The organism is Bacillus sp. B1-WWTP-T-0.5-Post-4 (genome assembly GCF_009183795.1).
Lineage (GTDB): Bacteria > Bacillota > Bacilli > Bacillales > Bacillaceae_G > Bacillus_A > Bacillus_A cereus.
In genome coordinates this window covers 469,577-488,117 of record NZ_WEIJ01000002.1, presented here as the reverse complement: position 1 = coordinate 488,117, position 18,541 = coordinate 469,577, and the positions used below count along the sequence as shown (strand labels likewise).

Sequence of the window (18,541 nt, the reverse complement as noted above, 5' to 3'; positions counted from 1 at the left end):
GTTGAAAAATGTAGATGGTGTGTTGTCGAATTACTGGAGAGAACTTAATTTTTAATGGGAATAGGTGAAGGTAAAAAGAAGTAATGGGAGGATATAGTGCGCGAAATATTATTTCAATATAAATAGAAATCATTAAACTGATTATGTAAAAGACGGTTTCGTACAATATAGAAACCGTCTTTTGGTATTAATTAGTGCTGGTTTTGTTTTCGAGCCTGTTCTGGTGTATCAAGTCCAGTTGCACCTGGATATTGTAGTGATTGATCACGATCGGATTCAACGCGGCGTGATTCTCGTAGTTTTCGTTCTTGGCGATCTTTACCCATAATGAATAACACCTCCTTGTTAAAAGTGTTGCTGTTATAAGAAAAAACTATGCGTAAATAAAGTGGATTAACTTTCATAAAAAGTTCCCATAATGGAAAACATAGGAGGTGAAGTTGATGGATGGAAGTACTTTTTATTTTGTAGCTTGGATAGGGTGGATCATTGTAACCTTTTTTATGAAAAAGGACCCTATCCGGTGGAAGTTAGGCGCTTGTATACTGATTTTTATAATTTGCTCTCCGTTACATGTAACGATTGCCTCATTCGTGGTATCAGTAAATGCTCTTTTACTTTGTATTATTTCTTTTATAGGGATCACGCTATATTCTGTCTGGAAAAAAGTGTATAGCTTACTTTCGGCACTTATTATTGCAATGTTATATACAAGTTTTCATCTGTTAGAAATATATGATCCGATTTGGATTGTGGTGGATAGAGTGTTTCTGCTAAGTAGTGCTCTTGTGTATGCATCGGTGTTATTGCATGGGGATCGCATATTACGATTATGTTCTCTATATGTAGGGATGTTACAAGGAGAGCTGCTAGTGACATTTATTTTTAGGAAATTGAATTTTCCATATGATTACGGTAGTTTAGCATTTTTTGATATCGTCGCCATTTCTACATTATTCATGGCAATATTGTTTTGGATTGCAAAAGCATCAGTATACATGGAACGGTTTAAGAGAAAAACACGTAAAAGAAAGGCGAGGGTAATACATGACTGAATATACACCAGCCATTTTATGCGGCGTAATAGCGGGGACAGTTACAAGGGTGCTAATGCTTCGGACGGATACGCGGCAATATCCGACGAGGCTACATGGGAAAATTATTCATATTGCAATGGGGTTAATTGCAGCTGCTTTAGGAGCGATTGCAATCCCGTCTATTTTGAAAAAAGATTTTTCTGCCATTACATTTCTTACATTAGCAGCGACACAATTTCGTGATGTACGTAATATGGAAAGAAATACGCTTCAACAATTAGATGGGTATGAGCTCGTACCGCGTGGAAATACATACATTGAAGGAATTGCATTGGTTTTTGAAAGTCGCAACTATTTGGCAATGTTAACGTCGTTTGCAACGACGTTTGCGTATATAGGATTCCGTTCATGGATTGCAGGAGTAATTATGGCTATAATCGCATTTTTTATCGCGAAAAAATTAATGTCTGGTAAAAGGCTACATGATCTTGTTGAAATTGAGCACGTTCCGCTTCGTTTTGAAGGAGCAGGGCTTTATATTGACAATATTTACATTATGAATATTGGATTGCCAGCAAGACAAGAAGAAATTATGAAATATGGTATGGGTTTTATTTTAAAGCCGAAATCAATTGATGCGATGGTTACAATCTCAAATTTAGGGCAACGACAAGCTATTTTACACGATGTTTCAGTAGCGTTAGGGATTTATAGAGATTCTGGTACACCAGCGCTTGTACCGTTAGCAAAGCGTGATTTAGAGGATGGCAGGGTTGGGATTTTTGTCCTGCCGCAAGATCAAGATGCAGAGAAAGCGATAGGTGTCATAGGAAATGTACCAACGTTAGAAAGTGCTGTCCATATGTCATCGGAAGCCCCAAAAGGAAGGGGAGATAAGAGATGATGTTAGAAAGTGTTATTCTGGCAGTTATAACAACGACTCCAGAAAAATTTGCAGGTGGTGCTCCTTTATTCGTTTGCGAATCGACGGAGGAACTAGAATTTGTTGCAAATAATTTAGAAGCAATTTTAGATGGTATTGCACACCGCTTACAAGAGAATGTATATATTATTGTGAAACATTAGCAACGTGTGTTATAATGTGAGGTGTTTTGATACGTTGAGAAATATTCTGGAATGCAAATCCCTTCTTGCACAAAGAAGGGTTTTTTACATAATAAACAGAAGCAAGTTGAAAGGATGAAAGTATATGCCGAAACCAGTAATAGCGATAGTAGGTCGCCCGAACGTAGGGAAATCTACTATTTTCAATAGAATTGTTGGAGAAAGAGTTTCAATCGTAGAAGATATTCCAGGTGTAACGCGCGATCGTATTTATAGCGCTGGAGAATGGTTAAATCATGAATTTAACATTATTGATACGGGCGGAATTGATATTGGAGACGAGCCGTTTTTGACACAAATTCGTCAACAAGCTGAAGTAGCAATTGATGAAGCGGATGTTATCATTTTTATGACAAACGGTCGTGACGGTGTAACAGCAGCTGATGAAGAAGTTGCAAAAATTTTATATCGTTCAAATAAACCGGTTGTACTTGCAGTAAATAAAGTGGACAATCCGGAAATGCGCAGTGACATTTATGACTTTTATGCATTAGGATTTGGCGAACCATTCCCAATTTCAGGTACACACGGATTAGGGTTAGGTGACTTACTAGACGAAGCTGCACAACATTTTCCAAAGATTGAAGAAGACGGATATGATGAAGACACAATTCGTTTCTCTTTAATTGGACGTCCAAACGTAGGGAAATCATCACTTGTAAATGCTCTTCTTGGTCAAGAGCGTGTAATTGTTAGTAATGTAGCAGGAACAACTCGTGATGCTGTCGATACACCATATAGTAAAGATGGAAAAGATTATGTAATTATTGATACAGCTGGTATGCGTAAAAAAGGAAAAGTGTATGAAAGTACAGAAAAATATAGTGTACTTCGTGCGCTAAGAGCGATTGAACGTTCTGACGTTGTTTTAGTCGTTTTAGATGGTGAAGAAGGAATTATTGAGCAAGATAAAAAAATCGCTGGATATGCTCATGATTCAGGGCGAGCTGTTGTTATCGTTGTAAATAAATGGGATGCAGTGAAAAAAGACGAAAAAACAATGAAAGCATTTGAAGAAAATATCCGTGCTCATTTCCAATTCTTAGAATACGCACCAATTGTGTTCTTATCTGCAAAAACGAGAAAACGTACACAAACATTAATACCGGTTATCGATGAGGTAAATGAAAGTCATAGTATCCGTATTCAAACGAACGTATTAAACGATGTAATTATGGATGCGGTAGCGATGAATCCGACGCCAACTCATAATGGTAGCCGTCTGAAAATTTTCTATGCAACACAAGTTGCGGTAAAACCACCGACATTTGTTGTGTTTGTAAACGATCCAGAATTATTGCACTTCTCATATGAGCGTTTCTTAAAGAATCGCTTACGTGAATCATTTGGCTTCGTAGGAACGCCGATTCACATTATCGCTAGAGCAAGAGACTAATGGAGAGGATGTGATTTTATGACAAAAATCACAGTAGTAGGAGCAGGTAGCTGGGGAACAGCGTTAGCGATGGTATTAGCTGACAATGGACATGATGTACGTATTTGGGGAAATCGCCCAGAACTTATGGATGAAATTAATACGAAACATGAGAATAGTCGATATCTCCCAGGCATTACATTGCCAAGCACAATCGTAGCCTACTCTTCTTTAGAAGAAGCATTAGTAGATGTAAATACAGTACTGCTAGTAGTACCAACGAAAGCGTACAGAGATGTATTACAAGAGATGAAAGAAATTGTTACTGAACCAATTACTTGGATTCATGCGAGCAAAGGAATTGAACCTGGTACGTCAAAACGTATTTCGGAAGTGATTGAGGAAGAAATTCCAGAGCACTTAATTAAAGATGTTGTTGTACTGTCTGGACCGAGTCATGCTGAAGAAGTCGGTTTACGACAAGCGACAACAGTTACGTCTGCAGCAAAGCGTATGGAAGCGGCTGAGGAAGTACAAGATTTATTTATGAATAGTTATTTTCGTGTATACACAAATCCAGATATCGTTGGAGTTGAACTTGGTGGTGCGTTAAAAAATATTATCGCATTAGCTGCTGGTATAACTGATGGTCTTGGATTAGGTGATAATGCAAAGGCGGCATTGATGACACGTGGTTTAACAGAGATTGCTCGTTTAGGAAGAAAAATGGGCGGGAATCCGTTAACGTTTGCTGGTCTAACTGGTATGGGAGACTTAATTGTAACTTGTACAAGTGTTCATAGCCGAAATTGGCGCGCTGGAAATATGCTTGGAAAAGGACACTCTTTAGAAGAAGTGTTAGAAAGCATGGGTATGGTTGTGGAAGGTGTAAGAACAACGAAAGCTGCTCATGAATTGGCAGAGAAAATGGAAGTTGAAATGCCGATTACAGCTGCTTTATATGACGTGCTGTTCAATGGGAATAACGTAAAAGATGCAGTAGGCTCATTGATGGGACGTGTTCGAAAACATGAAGTGGAAGCTATACCTGATTTACTGTAAAGAAAAGCGACAGAAGTACATTTGTACTTCTGTCGCTTTTTTATTTTTTGGGTCTTTTCACCATTTTTTCATTTTTGCATAGGATGAAGAGTAACTTGAGGAGAGGGTGAAAAGAATGGATAATAATATTTTTAATAATATTGAGAAGGAAGCGAAAGTAAATAAAGAGGATATTTTTAAATTAGCATCATCCGTGCAAAATGCGAATTTACGTGATGAAACTGTACTTCGTCAATTAATTCATCAAGTGGCTCTTATGGCGGGACGTGAAGTGCCGAAAGAGCAAGAGGATCAAATTGTAAAAGCGATTATTAATAATAATATGCCAACAGATTTTGGCTCGTTAAGCAAAATGTTTAAAAAATAAATTATGAGAAACAAAGAGTTTGGAGATTGCATATGATAGCCATGAAAGAATGGGAATAGAGCTGTTTTTGGGCATATTTGGTCAACCGAAGCGAGAGATACAATCGCTTCGGTTTTATTTTTTCCTAGATTGGTGAGAAATGCTGGAAAACCTATTGATTAAAGTTACATACTCGCGATTTGTAGTAAAATGTTCTTTTTGTATTTGTTTAAAGATTTTAATTTGTTAAAATAGTATAAAAATAGATTAATAAAAAGGGGTGTGTATATGTCAGAAGGGCTTATGAAAATGTGGTTGGCTTTAGGGGCAATTGGATTTATGTTTTTTGCAGTAAGTTTTATTTTATTAAGTAGACATAGAATAAAGAATAAATTTTTGAAAGGGATTACAGCGTTAGTAGCGTACACCCTTATGATTGTGTCAGGAATTGTTATTTTTCTTGTTGTATTTAGTGGACCTGTACAGCAGTAAATGGAATGGTCTCGAAAATACTACATACGGAGCAAATTAGATTAGTATGAAAAGGTGATGCTAGTGAAAAAATTCCATATTATTTTAATATTTTGTTGTATGAGCCTTTTAACGGGGTGTCTGTATCCGAAAGAAAATATGAAGCAAAATGCGGTTCCTTATGAAGATCAGCTACAGGTTGTTCAAAAAGCTGTTGTGACATTTAAGGAGCAAAATGATGGGATATTGCCAATTAAGACGAGGGATATGAGTACACCTATTTATCAAAAGTATCCAATCGATTTTCAACAGATTGCCCCGCGTTACATACAAGAAGCGCCAGGGAATGCGTATGAAAGTGGAGGAGTATATCAATACGTATTAATAGACGTTGAAACAAATCCGACAGTAAAGTTAATTGATGTTAGGATGGCTGAACAAATTCAGGAACTATCTTTAAAGCTTAGGATGTATCGTGATGAACATCAATATCCACCTTTTAAAAAAGTAATTTCAGATGGTGTATATGAATTGGATTTCAAAAAACTAGGATATAAAGATGTGCCACAAGTGACAAGTCCATATTCTGGTAAAGGACTTCCTTTTGTAATTAATGAAAAAGGAGAAGTTTTTGTTGATTATAGAATCGACTTATATGACGCTTTGAAAAAAAATGAAGGGCAGTTTACAGAGGGAGAAGATATTCGAAATATCCTTTCGAAAGGTTCCCCATTTGTACCAGCTTATTCTTTACCGTACACAGTAAAGGACGGAGAACCAATTTTTTTAAAATGATAAGTCATGAACCTTTCTTTTAGTGAATAAGTTCTAGAAGAAAGGTTTTTTATGTTATACAACTTACGATGCAAACAAAAGATATTTTTTAATAGTCATATGAAATTGGACAAAATTATATGATATATTGTCCGAACTTCTAGAATACCATTATATTATATCAGATATTATAGGCAACGTTAGAGAAGGTATTAGTTGACTATAAACGTGGAATTATTCCCAAAAATTTTGAGGGAGGGAATCACTTGGAAAAGGTAGATATTTTTAAAGATATTGCAGAACGAACAGGCGGTGATATTTATTTTGGAGTTGTAGGAGCTGTTCGAACAGGGAAATCAACATTCATTAAAAAATTTATGGAACTTGTAGTTATTCCAAATATTGAGAATGAGTCTGACCGTCAAAGAGCGCAGGATGAATTGCCTCAAAGTGCTGCTGGTCGTACAATTATGACGACGGAACCGAAGTTTGTTCCAAACCAAGCGGTTTCTATCGAAGTAGATGAAGGACTTGAAGTGAATATTCGATTAGTAGATTGTGTTGGATATACGGTTCCTGGAGCGAAGGGCTATGAAGATGAGAATGGCCCGCGTATGATTAATACCCCTTGGTATGAAGAACCTATTCCATTCCATGAAGCTGCAGAAATCGGCACGCGTAAAGTAATTCAAGAACATTCAACAATTGGTGTTGTAATTACAACAGATGGAACAATTGGTGAAATTCCAAGAAGAGATTATATAGAGGCAGAAGAACGCGTTGTAAATGAGTTGAAAGAAGTAGGAAAACCTTTCATTATGATAATTAATACGGTACAGCCGTATCATCCAGATACAGAGCAATTACGCCAAAGTTTATCAGAAGAATATGATATCCCGGTTATTGCAATGAGTGTGGAGAGTTTAAGAGAAACAGATGTATATAATGTACTTCGTGAAGCGCTATTTGAATTCCCTGTATTAGAAGTGAATGTGAACCTTCCGAGTTGGGTAATGGTGCTAAATGAAGGGCATTGGTTGCGTCAAAGTTATCAAGAAGCAGTTCAAGAAACTGTGAAGGATATAAAACGTCTTCGTGATGTGGATCGCGTTGTTTGGCAGTTTAGTCAATATGAATTTATTGATCGAGCGAGCCTAGCTGGCATTGATATGGGGCAAGGTGTGGCGGAGATTGATTTATATGCGCCAGATGAATTATATGATCAGATTTTAAAAGAAGTAGTAGGAGTAGAAATTCGAGGGAAAGATCATTTATTAAAGCTTATGCTCGATTTATCTCATGCGAAAATAGAGTACGATCAAGTGGCGGATGCACTGCGTATGGTTAAGCAAACAGGATATGGTGTAGCAGCACCTGCATTAGCGGATATGAGCTTAGATGAGCCAGAAATTATTCGTCACGGTTCAAGGTTTGGTGTGAAGTTAAAAGCGGTAGCGCCATCTATTCATATGATTAAAGTAGATGTAGAGTCAACGTTTGAGCCGATTATTGGTACTGAAAAGCAAAGTGAAGAATTAGTTCGTTATTTAATGCAAGATTTTGAAGATGACCCGTTATCAATTTGGAATTCTGATATATTTGGACGTTCACTTAGCTCGATTGTTCGAGAAGGAATTCAGGCGAAATTATCTTTAATGCCAGAAAATGCTAGATATAAATTAAAAGAAACGCTAGAAAGAATTATTAATGAAGGATCTGGCGGATTAATTGCGATTATACTATAAGAAAAAATCCCTCTCATTGTAGAGGGATTTTTTGTTTTTTTTTATTATAAAATAGAAAAATAAACAGTCATTATCTAATACATTGTTGTAAATTGTCAAGTTTCATCAGATTTTCACATTTTAAGAGTAACAATTTCCTTAAAAATATTGAATTATAAAGGAGAATCGTATAATATAGGCGTTGATAATGATTTATCTACATCTTTGTAGTATAGAATTTGCAAAAATTGCCTACAAATGAAAGTAAGACTCATTTTATGATCATTATACAGTCTTATCTTTGGGAGGAGGTGAATGGCATGAACAAGACAGATTTAATCAATGCTGTTGCAGAAGCAAGTTCCCTTTCTAAAAAGGACGCAACAAAAGCAGTAGACGCTGTTTTTGATTCTATCTTAGAAGCTTTAAAACAAGGTGATAAAGTACAACTGATCGGATTCGGTAACTTCGAAGTTCGTGAGCGTGCGGCTCGTAAAGGTCGTAACCCACAAACAGGTGAGGAGATTGAAATCGCTGCAAGTAAAGTACCTGCATTCAAACCTGGTAAAGCGTTAAAAGATGCGGTTAAATAATCCTTACATATTAACAGGGAAGAAGAGTTTCCTTTTTGGGAACTCTTCTTTTTGCTTTTAAAAACATAAATATGCTAGAATGTGTTCGTATCACTTTTAGGTTTTCGGGAGGGCTAGCGGATGGCAAAAGTTAATTTAGAACAAATTGAACATGCAGTACGCCTTATTTTAGAGGCGATTGGGGATGACCCAAATCGTGAGGGAGTACTTGATACACCGAAGCGTGTTGCAAAAATGTACGCAGAAGTGTTCTCAGGTATGCATGAAGATCCGAAAGAGCATTTGCATAAAGTATTCGGAGAAGATCACGAAGAGCTTGTACTAGTAAAAGATATACCATTTTATTCGATGTGTGAGCATCATTTAGTACCATTCTATGGAGTTGCTCACGTTGCATATATTCCGCAAGGTGGAAAGGTAACAGGGTTAAGTAAATTAGCTCGTACCGTAGATACAATTGCACGTCGCCCACAACTACAAGAACGTATTACATCAACAGTAGCGAACTCTATTATGGAAGTACTAGAGCCTCATGGTGTAATGGTAGTAGTAGAAGCAGAACATATGTGTATGACGATGCGTGGTGTGAAAAAACCAGGTGCGAAAACAGTAACGACAGCAGTGCGTGGTGTGCTTGAAAATGATGCTGCAGCGCGCAGTGAAATTTTATCGTTTATTAAAACGAAGTAAAGAAAAGCGGGAAACTGCTTTTCTTTTTTTTTTTAGTAAATAAATGATATAGTTTTAACTAGACAGAGTGAGATTAGAAAGATTGCTTACATGAATGGTAGGTGTAGCCAAGTTTTGGTTATAGAAAATAGAGTGTATGTGTTATAATAAGTTTTATGAATTAGAAAACAAGGGTGATTTTTTGTGTGTGACATCTACGGAGGGTATGCGGGTATAAAAGAAAAATTGATGGAGAAATTACGCCATCCTTATTTTATAAACTATATTGAAGAACCATTTATTGATGAAGAAAAGATAGCATTGTTATATGGTGCTTTAAAGAGTGCAAACTTACATATAGAACAAATTGAGCATTACGTAGTAACAATTATGCTTGTACAAATTGCGCTTGATACGCATGAAAGGGTATCAAATAAAGCAGGCGAGGAAGAGATTGAATTCCATAAATGTCGTCAATTAACAGTACTTGCAGGCGATTACTATAGTGGACTATATTATTATTTATTGTCTATGAATCGTGATATTGTTTTAATTCGTGCACTTGCTGAAGGAATTAAAGAGATAAATGAACACAAAATTATGTTATACCAAAAAGCGCATGAAACGACGGATGACATAATGAAAAGCATAGTAACGATTGAGTCTGCGCTCCTTCAAAAAACATGTGATCATTTTCAGTTATCACATTGGAAGCCATTTATCACATACGTATTAGGTGGAAATCGCCTTCAAAAAGAAATTCAATTGTATGCTGATAAGCAACATTCACCTGTTTTTCAAGCTATGCAAGATGCTTTAGGGGATAAAGCAGAAGTAGTGATTAATGGTTGGATGAAGGAATTGAGAAAGAAAGAAAAACAATTTTTAGAAAATCACACAGACATAAATGAAATAAATTCTGTGTTAAGGAATAAATAGAAGACATAAGCAATTTTACATTGGAAGAAGGTACGAGCATGCAACAATCAAAAGAAGAAAGAGTACATGACGTATTTGAAAAGATTTCTGATAAATACGATGTGATGAATTCTGTAATTAGTTTTCAAAGACATAAAGCGTGGCGGAAAGAAACGATGCGAATTATGGATGTACAACCAGGCAGTCAAGCGCTTGATGTATGCTGTGGAACCGCAGATTGGACAATTGCGCTAGCTGGAGCCGTAGGTGAGCAAGGAAAGGTTGTTGGCTTAGACTTCAGTGAAAATATGTTATCTGTCGGTAAGCAAAAGGTAGAGGCGTTACAATTAAAACAAGTAGAACTTCTACATGGGAATGCAATGGAACTTCCGTTTGAAGATAATACGTTTGATTATGTGACGATTGGGTTTGGTTTACGTAACGTACCGGATTATATGCACGTATTAAAAGAAATGACGCGTGTAGTAAAACCAGGTGGAAAAGTAATCTGTTTAGAAACATCTCAACCAACAATGATTGGTTTTCGACAAGGCTATATTTTATACTTTAAATATATCATGCCGTTATTTGGAAAGATGTTTGCGAAAAGTTATAAAGAATATTCATGGCTTCAAGAATCTGCTAGTACGTTCCCAGGGATGAAAGAATTGGCTCAAATGTTTGAGCAAGCTGGACTTGAACGTGTGCAAGTGAAACCATTTACTTTTGGGGTAGCAGCAATGCATTTAGGAATTAAACCAGAATCAAAATAGAAAAAAGAAGTTTTAGGTTAAGGTGAACAATATGAAGTTACAACTTATGTACTCTTTTTTACGATCGGATATTAATGTGATAGAAAAAGAATTAAAAAAGACAGTCGCTTCTGAACAGCCATTAGTAGAAGAGGCAGCATTACAGCTTATTGAAGCTGGTGGGAAACGAATTCGTCCTGTATTTGTGTTGCTTGCAGGGAAATTTGGAGATTATAAGTTAGATGCGATTAAGCATGTTGCTGTTGCGTTAGAACTTATTCATATGGCTTCTCTTGTTCACGATGATGTTATTGATGCTGCATTTTTACGACGCGGCAGTGCGACTGTGAATGCGAAATGGGGAGATCGTATTGCGATGTATACAGGGGACTATCTGTTCGCTAAGTCTCTTGAATGTATAACCAATATCGAAATTCCAGAGGCACATCAAGCGTTATCACATACTATTTTAGAAGTCTGTAAAGGTGAAATTGAACAAATTAAAGATAAATACAATTATGACCAAAATTTAAGAACGTATTTAAGAAGAATAAAGCGAAAAACAGCATTATTAATTGCCGCGAGTTGTCAATTGGGAGCGATTGCTGCTGGTGCTAATCGTGATACGGTAAATCGTCTATTTTGGTATGGGTATTTTGTAGGAATGTCTTATCAAATTATTGATGACATTTTAGACTTCGTTTCTACAGAAGAGAAACTTGGAAAACCTGCTGGTGGAGATTTACTACAAGGGAATATTACACTTCCTGCTTTATATGCGATGGAAGATCCCGTACTTCGCCAGAAAATCACATCTGTACATGAAAATTCAACAGCAAGTGAAATGCAAGAAATTATTGATGCTGTAAAAAATAGTACAGCAATTGATCAAGCATTTGCGTTTAGTGAACGTTATTTACATAAAGCTTTAGAAATAATAAAACCACTCCCACGTGGAAAAGCAAAGTACGCATTACAAAATGTTGCAAAGTATATTGGAAAACGAAAATTTTAAGGTTTATTCTAAAAAATAAAATAATCTCTCTATTTCAAAACTATTGCACAATTGTGATAAGGGTGATAATATGTGTGTGGGGATATACAATTACATACATAATTCAGAAGTGGAGAGATTTTTTATGGAAAAAACATTTCTAATGGTAAAACCAGACGGTGTACAACGTGCCTTCATTGGGGAAATTGTAGCTCGTTTTGAGAAAAAAGGCTTTCAATTAGTTGGTGCAAAATTAATGCAAGTCACTCCAGAAATTGCTGGACAACACTACGCTGAGCATAAGGAAAAACCTTTCTTTGGTGAGTTAGTAGACTTTATTACATCTGGACCTGTATTCGCAATGGTATGGCAAGGTGAAGGTGTAGTAGATACAGCTCGTAACATGATGGGGAAAACAAGACCACATGAAGCAGCTCCTGGAACAATTCGTGGAGATTTCGGTGTAACTGTTGCGAAAAACATTATCCATGGTTCTGATTCTTTAGAAAGCGCAGAGCGCGAGATTGCTATTTTCTTTAAAGAAGAAGAATTAGTTGACTACTCAAAATTAATGAATGAATGGATTTACTAATTATTTTGAAATAATTTGTAAACGCTTTAATAACTGTGATAATAGTAAAAAGTGCAAGGAGAATAGGGGTATTCTTCTTGCACTTTTTTTATTTTCAGTTAGTTACGAAGTTTGAACTGTTATGATATGTTGATATTTAAATTAGGACTATCGGAAATATAGAATAAGAAAATGGTCGATTTATGATATAATTTCTTTAATATTTTTAGAATGATAAAAGTTAATATAGTGAGATAAATACATATACGAAAAGAGGAATAACGTATGCGATATATTACAGCTGGTGAATCTCATGGTCCACAACTTACAACGATTATAGAAGGTGTTCCGGCAGGATTGTCTTTAGTAGCAGATGATATAAACGAAGAGTTAGCTAGAAGGCAAAAGGGATATGGGCGCGGTAGACGCATGCAAATTGAAACGGATCAAGTGCAAATTTTAAGTGGTGTTAGACATGGAGAAACATTAGGTTCCCCTATTGCACTTGTTGTTGAAAATCGTGATTTTGCACACTGGACAAAAATTATGGGGGCGGAGCCTTTAACTGAGCAAGAAGAAAAAGAGATGAAAAGGAAAGTGACAAAACCAAGGCCTGGGCATGCTGATTTAAATGGTGCGATTAAATATGGTCATAGAGATATGAGGAATGTACTGGAACGTTCGTCAGCGCGCGAAACGACGGTGCGTGTTGCTGCTGGTGCGGTTGCTAAAAAGGTGTTAGCAGAACTTGGTATTAAAGTAGCGGGCCATGTAATTGAAATTGGCGGTGTACAAGCTAAGGAGATTACGTATAGTTCAATTGAAGAATTAAAGAGTATTACCGAAGCATCTCCTGTACGTTGCTTAGATGACGAAGCTGGTAACCAAATGATGAAAGCGATTGATGATGCGAAAGCAAATGGTGATTCAATTGGTGGAATCGTTGAAGTAATTGTGGAAGGGATGCCAATTGGAGTAGGTAGCTACGTGCATTATGATCGAAAACTGGATGCGAAATTAGCAGCTGCAATTATGAGTATTAATGCTTTTAAAGGTGTCGAGATTGGAATTGGTTTTGAAGCAGCGCATAGACCAGGAAGTGAAGTTCATGATGAAATTCTGTGGAATGAGGAGCATGGATATACACGAAGAACAAATAATGCAGGGGGATTAGAAGGCGGTATGACGACTGGAATGCCAATTGTTGTGCGCGGTGTGATGAAACCGATACCTACACTTTATAAACCTCTTCAAAGTGTAGATATTGATACGAAAGAGCCTTTTACAGCGAGCATTGAACGTTCAGATAGTTGTGCAGTGCCAGCAGCTAGTGTCGTTGCAGAAGCGGTTGTGGCTTGGGAATTAGCGACAGCTTTAATAGAACAATTCGGATTAGATCGTATGGAACTAATTCGTGAAAATATTGAGAAACATAATGAATATGCGAGGGGATTTTAATGGGAAACATACATATTCAAACGAAATCAAAAGAATATGATGTACATGTTGGTAAAGAAGTGTTGTCAAACTTAACAACGATCGTTCAAAATATGCAGCCAGCGGTATCTAACGTAATGATTATTTCAGATGAAGCTGTTGCATCACTACATTTACAGACAGTTATCGATGCATTACAAGTAGAGCAGCACGTGTTTTCGTTTGTTGTACCAAGTGGCGAAAAAGAGAAGTCTTTCGAAAATTTCTATGCGGCTCATACGTCAGCTCTTGAAAATAAATTAGATAGAAATTCTTTAATTCTTGCACTTGGAGGCGGAATGATTGGAGATTTAGCTGGTTTTGTTGCTGCATCGTTTATGCGTGGTATTCGCTTTGTGCAGGTTCCGACAACTTTATTAGCGCACGATAGCGCAGTGGGTGGGAAAGTAGCGATTAACCATCCGTTAGGTAAAAATATGATTGGTGCATTCCATCAGCCAGAAGCAGTTGTATATCATACACCTTTTTTACAGTCTCTTCCTGAAAAAGAGTGGCGTTCAGGTTATGCAGAGGTGATAAAGCATGCTCTTATCGGTGATGTGGAGCTATACCATTGGTTAAAAGAAGAAGTGCAAACATTAGCGGATCTTCATGATGAGAAGTTAATCCATATATTAACGAAGGCGATTCCTGTAAAGGCAAATGTTGTGTCACAAGATGAAACAGAGAAGGGTGTACGTGCTCATTTGAATTTTGGACATACGTTAGGACATGCTCTTGAAAAAGAGCTAGGGTATGGAAATATTACTCACGGTGACGGTGTAGCGGTTGGAATGTTATTCGCCATATTTTTAAGTGAGCAAGTGTACAAGGTTGATCTTGCTTATGAAGATATGAAGCAGTGGTTCTTGAAATACGGCTATCCAAAAATGCCAAGCGATTTGAATGTAGAGCGCCTCGTTCAATTGATGAAACAAGATAAGAAAGCAAATGCAGGAGCAATTCATATGGTGCTTATGCAGGAATATGGGGTAGTGAATGTCGTATCTATTTCAGATGAGACTGTTCATATTGCGTTAGAGGCATTTCAAAAAGATATGGTTTAAAATGATAGCGAAGTGCTGTGAAGTGCTCATTTAGAGGTATTCTCGTAATAGTGATGGTTATGACAAAAGATTACAGTAAGGGGCTATAACCGTATTGTAATCAAATTGAATGAAATGACTGGGGGAAGAAAAATGAGAGTGAAAGAGCAATTGTTAACTTTGAGAGCGTATGTGCCTGGGAAAAACATTGAAGAAGTAAAAAGAGAATATGGTTTATCAAAAATTGTGAAATTAGCATCCAATGAAAATCCATTCGGTTGCTCAGCACGTGTGACAGAAGCATTAACTTCTTTAGCGAGCCAATATGCCCTTTATCCAGATGGATATGCCTTTGAACTTCGGACAAAAGTAGCGGAACATTTAGGTGTAAAAGCAGAACAACTACTATTTGGTAGTGGATTAGATGAAGTCATTCAAATGATTAGCCGAGCGTTACTACATGAAGGAACAAACGTTGTAATGGCGAATCCTACGTTTTCACAATATCATCACCATGCTGTTATTGAAGGAGCAGAAGTTCGTGAAGTATCACTTAAAGATGGTATTCACGATTTAGATGCAATGCTAGAGCAAGTAGATGAGAAAACGAAAATTGTATGGATTTGTAATCCGAATAATCCAACAGGTACATATGTTGAGAAACAAAAATTACTTTCATTTTTAGAATCAGTTCCTAAGTCGGCTCTCGTTATTATGGACGAAGCATATTATGAATACGCGGAAGCAGAAGACTATCCGCAAACATTACCACTTCTTGAAAAGTATGAAAATCTTATGGTTTTACGCACGTTTTCAAAAGCATATGGTTTAGCTGCTTTTCGTATCGGATATGCGATTGGGGATGCGAAGTTAATCGGACAGCTAGAAGTAGCTAGGTTACCATTCAATACATCAACTGTAGCCCAATCTGTAGCACTCACTGCATTAGAAGATCAAGCCTTTTTACAAGATTGTGTGCAAAAGAATGCTGAAGGTTTAAATCAGTATTATGCATTTTGTAAAGAATATAACGTATTCTATTATCCATCTCAAACAAATTTCATTTTCTTAAAACTCGGTATACCAGGTAATGAAGCTTTCGAACGATTAATGAAAAAAGGATATATCGTTCGTTCTGGTGCTGCATTTGGTATCGATGATGGTATTCGTATTACTGTCGGTTTGAAGGAAGAAAATGATGAAATTATAGAGTTACTGAAAGAGCTTGTAAATGAGCAAGTACAGAAAGAAGAAACATATTCTTAAGAGATTGTGAAGGCTCCTATTATAGGAGCCTTTTTTATCGCATTCAAAATAAAGGTTGAAGACTGCTAATTAAGTTATTCTGTAAACCACGGTTTGTATGGCTTGATAATTAGTGAGAGAAGTTATTTGCACGGTCATAAAAGAAAGCGGTACAATAGAAGATGATGATAAGGTATCGGTGTCATATCCGAACCTTTTGAACAATTAACTACTCTGTAGGAAGAAGTATAAGAAGAAGCATGCTCATTCTAAAGGTTGCGTTCTAACAGTGAGTTGCTTATGATAAATGAACAGAAGAGAATATTTTTTAGAATTAAAGGAGACGTTTATGCAAAAGTTTGAACAAGCTGTTTCATATATTGAAAATGGTGAAGCGGAAAAAGGATTACAATTATTAAAAGAACAATTAAAAATTGCGAATGATGAAGAGAAGTATGATATCGCTCGTTACTATCATACACTTGGATTTACAGATGAGGCATTAGCAATTACTGAAGACTTACGTTTACTGTATCCAGAAGAAAGTGAATTCACTGTATTTTTAGCAGAATTATATATTGATCTAGATAAAGAAGATGAAGCGATTGAAGTGCTTCATGATATTCCAGAAAATGACGATTTATATGTTCAATCGTTATTACTTGTTGCAGATTTATTCCAAATGCAAGGTTTTGATGATGTAGCAGAGCAAAAACTATTAAAGGCGAAAGAAATGATGCCTGATGAACCTGTTATTACGTTTGGTTTAGCAGAATTATATAGTAGTAAAGGTGAAGAACAAAAGGCAATTACTTATTATGAATCGCTATTAGCGGAACATAAAGTAATGGGTGGTGTTGTGATCGCACTTCGCCTCGCAGAAACGTTAAGCGCGATCGGAAACTGGGAAGAAGCGATTTCTTATTATGAAGCAGGCCTAGAGGAACAAAAAGATATTCACTCATTATTTGGATATGCCTTCACATTATACCAAGGTGAAGAATATCAGAGAGCAATTGGTGCTTGGCAAGAACTAAAAGAATTAGACCCTGAGTACGCATCACTGTACATGTATTTAGCGAAAAGCTATGAAAAAGAAGGAATGCTTCAAGAAAGCTATGAAACGCTTCATGAAGGAATTAAAGTAGATGAGCTTTCAGTTCCATTTTATGTAGAGTTAGCGAACATTGCGGCGAAATTAGGAAAAATAGTAGAAGCAGAGGAAGTTCTTCAAAAAGCGCTTGAGTTAGATCCAGGGCATTTAGGTGCAACATTAAAATATGCATATATCTTAAAAGAACAAGAAAAGTACGAAGAGTTAATTGCAATTGTAGAGCGTGCTATTGATAGTGGAGAACCAGATACACAACTACTTTGGGATCTTGCGTATGCAAAAAAACAATTAGAAATGTATTCGGATGCATTAAAACACTATGAAAGTGCATATACTTCTTTTAAGAATCATCCAGACTTCTTAGAAGAGTACGGTTATTTCTTATTGGAAGAAGGAAAACGAAAAGAGGCGAAAGAAGTATTTACCCAGTTATTACAACTAGACCCGACACAAATTCATATTGAAGAGTTGTTATATAATTTAGAGGATTTTTCATAAGTTGGAAGGAAACTGAATGCCGCTTCTTGAATCTAAAAAGAAAAGAGAAAGACAGAGGAGGGACTTAATTGCTATGAATACCCCTGTTTCTGTAAACGAGAAGAAGGATTTTGTAAAATGGTTTTTGAATAATTACCAACTGAAACAGCGTGAATGTGTATGGATTCTGAATTATTTAATGAGTCACGACCAATTGATGCATAAAGTCCACTTCGTAGAGCATGCAAAATATTGTCCGCGTGGCTTAGTGATGTCAGCGAATTGTGTGAAAGACACACCGTTTCACTTTTTTAAACAAAATGTTATGACAACAGATGCTGAAAAATCGTTTCATGATATTCGTTTAAATCGAGATGAGGATATTTATATTCAACTCAACTTTAAATCATCGTTTCAAAATGCGAATTATGTAGCTGTATTAGAAGAAAACCCATATCTACCAAAGCATATTGAAGTAAATGAAAAAGATCGTTTACTTGCAGAAAGGTTTTTGGAAGAAAGTGTATTTTCGTTTAGGAGAGAACGCCTTTTGAAACAAATTGATGAAGCGTTAGATAAGCAAGATAAGGAAGCGTTTCATAGATTAACGGCAGAGTTAAAAACTTTATAGAATTTATTTGGATTAATAAATTTTTACAAATTTCAGACTTTCATCAAGAAAAACTACCTATATTGGGTAGTTTTTCTTTTTTTACCTCTTTTAGTATGGTTTAATATATATAAAGTGAAAGTTCTGTCATTTGTAAGTGAA

The 18,541-nt window shown here is 36.3% G+C and carries 21 protein-coding genes; 20 read left to right on the top strand and 1 reads right to left on the bottom strand.

What is annotated here, in order from left to right; all coding sequences use genetic code 11:
- Positions 1-191 precede the first annotated feature (191 nt).
- Positions 192-326, bottom strand: a complete 135-nt coding sequence (locus GBN91_RS08125; protein WP_000513900.1) for a YpzI family protein — start codon at positions 324-326, stop codon at positions 192-194.
- Between the two features lie 117 nt (positions 327-443).
- Here GBN91_RS08125 and GBN91_RS08120 point away from each other — a divergent pair, with 117 nt between their 5' ends.
- The 20 genes from GBN91_RS08120 to GBN91_RS08025 all read left to right on the top strand — a co-directional run bounded on the left by GBN91_RS08120 (position 444) and on the right by GBN91_RS08025 (position 18,400).
- Positions 444-1,055 carry a YphA family membrane protein gene (locus tag GBN91_RS08120; RefSeq protein ID WP_006924441.1) on the top strand — a complete coding sequence of 204 codons (612 nt, stop codon included), beginning with the start codon at positions 444-446 and terminating at the stop codon, positions 1,053-1,055.
- Positions 1,048-1,941 carry a YIEGIA family protein gene (locus tag GBN91_RS08115; protein ID WP_000141596.1) on the top strand — a complete coding sequence of 298 codons (894 nt, stop codon included), beginning with the start codon at positions 1,048-1,050 and terminating at the stop codon, positions 1,939-1,941. The genes GBN91_RS08120 and GBN91_RS08115 overlap by 8 nt, the downstream gene beginning before the upstream one ends.
- Positions 1,938-2,123: a capping complex subunit for YIEGIA gene (locus GBN91_RS08110; protein WP_000979059.1), complete on the top strand. Its 186-nt coding sequence runs from the start codon at positions 1,938-1,940 to the stop codon at positions 2,121-2,123. Before GBN91_RS08115 ends, GBN91_RS08110 begins: the two co-directional genes overlap by 4 nt.
- A 124-nt stretch (positions 2,124-2,247) precedes the next feature.
- Complete coding sequence (gene der / locus GBN91_RS08105; protein ID WP_001125893.1) at positions 2,248-3,558, top strand: ribosome biogenesis GTPase Der; 1,311 nt, start codon at positions 2,248-2,250, stop codon at positions 3,556-3,558.
- 18 nt (positions 3,559-3,576) lie between these two features.
- On the top strand, positions 3,577-4,599 hold the full coding sequence (locus GBN91_RS08100; protein WP_000161763.1) for an NAD(P)H-dependent glycerol-3-phosphate dehydrogenase: 1,023 nt from the start codon (positions 3,577-3,579) through the stop codon (positions 4,597-4,599).
- A 115-nt stretch (positions 4,600-4,714) separates the two neighbouring features.
- Positions 4,715-4,966 carry a stage VI sporulation protein F gene (locus tag GBN91_RS08095; RefSeq protein ID WP_000369754.1) on the top strand — a complete coding sequence of 84 codons (252 nt, stop codon included), beginning with the start codon at positions 4,715-4,717 and terminating at the stop codon, positions 4,964-4,966.
- 267 nt (positions 4,967-5,233) lie between these two features.
- Positions 5,234-5,437 carry a DUF2768 domain-containing protein gene (locus tag GBN91_RS08090; RefSeq protein ID WP_001289008.1) on the top strand — a complete coding sequence of 68 codons (204 nt, stop codon included), beginning with the start codon at positions 5,234-5,236 and terminating at the stop codon, positions 5,435-5,437.
- 63 nt (positions 5,438-5,500) lie between these two features.
- Positions 5,501-6,211, top strand: coding sequence for a hypothetical protein (locus GBN91_RS08085; protein ID WP_000713407.1), 711 nt, complete (start codon positions 5,501-5,503; stop codon positions 6,209-6,211).
- Between the two features lie 245 nt (positions 6,212-6,456).
- Positions 6,457-7,935, top strand: coding sequence for a stage IV sporulation protein A (gene spoIVA, locus GBN91_RS08080; RefSeq protein ID WP_000416519.1), 1,479 nt, complete (start codon positions 6,457-6,459; stop codon positions 7,933-7,935).
- Positions 7,936-8,234: 299 nt separating this feature from the next.
- Positions 8,235-8,507: an HU family DNA-binding protein gene (locus GBN91_RS08075; protein WP_001043860.1), complete on the top strand. Its 273-nt coding sequence runs from the start codon at positions 8,235-8,237 to the stop codon at positions 8,505-8,507.
- A gap of 120 nt (positions 8,508-8,627) precedes the next feature.
- Positions 8,628-9,197, top strand: coding sequence for a GTP cyclohydrolase I FolE (gene folE, locus GBN91_RS08070; RefSeq protein ID WP_001151482.1), 570 nt, complete (start codon positions 8,628-8,630; stop codon positions 9,195-9,197).
- A gap of 183 nt (positions 9,198-9,380) precedes the next feature.
- The gene (locus GBN91_RS08065) at positions 9,381-10,115 is read left to right on the top strand and encodes a heptaprenyl diphosphate synthase component 1 (RefSeq protein WP_000332847.1); all 735 of its coding nucleotides are present in this window, start codon (positions 9,381-9,383) and stop codon (positions 10,113-10,115) included.
- Between the two features lie 38 nt (positions 10,116-10,153).
- A complete protein-coding gene (menG, locus tag GBN91_RS08060) occupies positions 10,154-10,867 on the top strand; it encodes a 2-heptaprenyl-1,4-naphthoquinone methyltransferase (RefSeq protein ID WP_001187674.1) in 714 nt (237 codons plus the stop codon).
- Between the two features lie 31 nt (positions 10,868-10,898).
- Complete coding sequence (gene hepT, locus GBN91_RS08055; protein WP_000776077.1) at positions 10,899-11,861, top strand: heptaprenyl diphosphate synthase component II; 963 nt, start codon at positions 10,899-10,901, stop codon at positions 11,859-11,861.
- A 124-nt stretch (positions 11,862-11,985) separates the two neighbouring features.
- Complete coding sequence (gene ndk, locus GBN91_RS08050) at positions 11,986-12,432, top strand: nucleoside-diphosphate kinase (RefSeq protein ID WP_000415883.1); 447 nt, start codon at positions 11,986-11,988, stop codon at positions 12,430-12,432.
- A 264-nt stretch (positions 12,433-12,696) separates the two neighbouring features.
- Positions 12,697-13,869, top strand: a complete 1,173-nt coding sequence (aroC, locus tag GBN91_RS08045) for a chorismate synthase (protein WP_001269384.1) — start codon at positions 12,697-12,699, stop codon at positions 13,867-13,869.
- A complete protein-coding gene (gene aroB, locus GBN91_RS08040) occupies positions 13,869-14,954 on the top strand; it encodes a 3-dehydroquinate synthase (protein ID WP_000526821.1) in 1,086 nt (361 codons plus the stop codon). Before aroC ends, aroB begins: the two co-directional genes overlap by 1 nt.
- Positions 14,955-15,086: 132 nt before the next feature.
- Positions 15,087-16,199 carry a histidinol-phosphate transaminase gene (gene hisC, locus GBN91_RS08035; protein ID WP_152121379.1) on the top strand — a complete coding sequence of 371 codons (1,113 nt, stop codon included), beginning with the start codon at positions 15,087-15,089 and terminating at the stop codon, positions 16,197-16,199.
- Between the two features lie 328 nt (positions 16,200-16,527).
- Positions 16,528-17,790: a tetratricopeptide repeat protein gene (locus tag GBN91_RS08030; protein ID WP_001168671.1), complete on the top strand. Its 1,263-nt coding sequence runs from the start codon at positions 16,528-16,530 to the stop codon at positions 17,788-17,790.
- A 73-nt stretch (positions 17,791-17,863) separates the two neighbouring features.
- Positions 17,864-18,400 carry a ReoY family proteolytic degradation factor gene (locus GBN91_RS08025; RefSeq protein WP_001095925.1) on the top strand — a complete coding sequence of 179 codons (537 nt, stop codon included), beginning with the start codon at positions 17,864-17,866 and terminating at the stop codon, positions 18,398-18,400.
- The last annotated feature ends 141 nt before the right edge of the window (positions 18,401-18,541 follow it).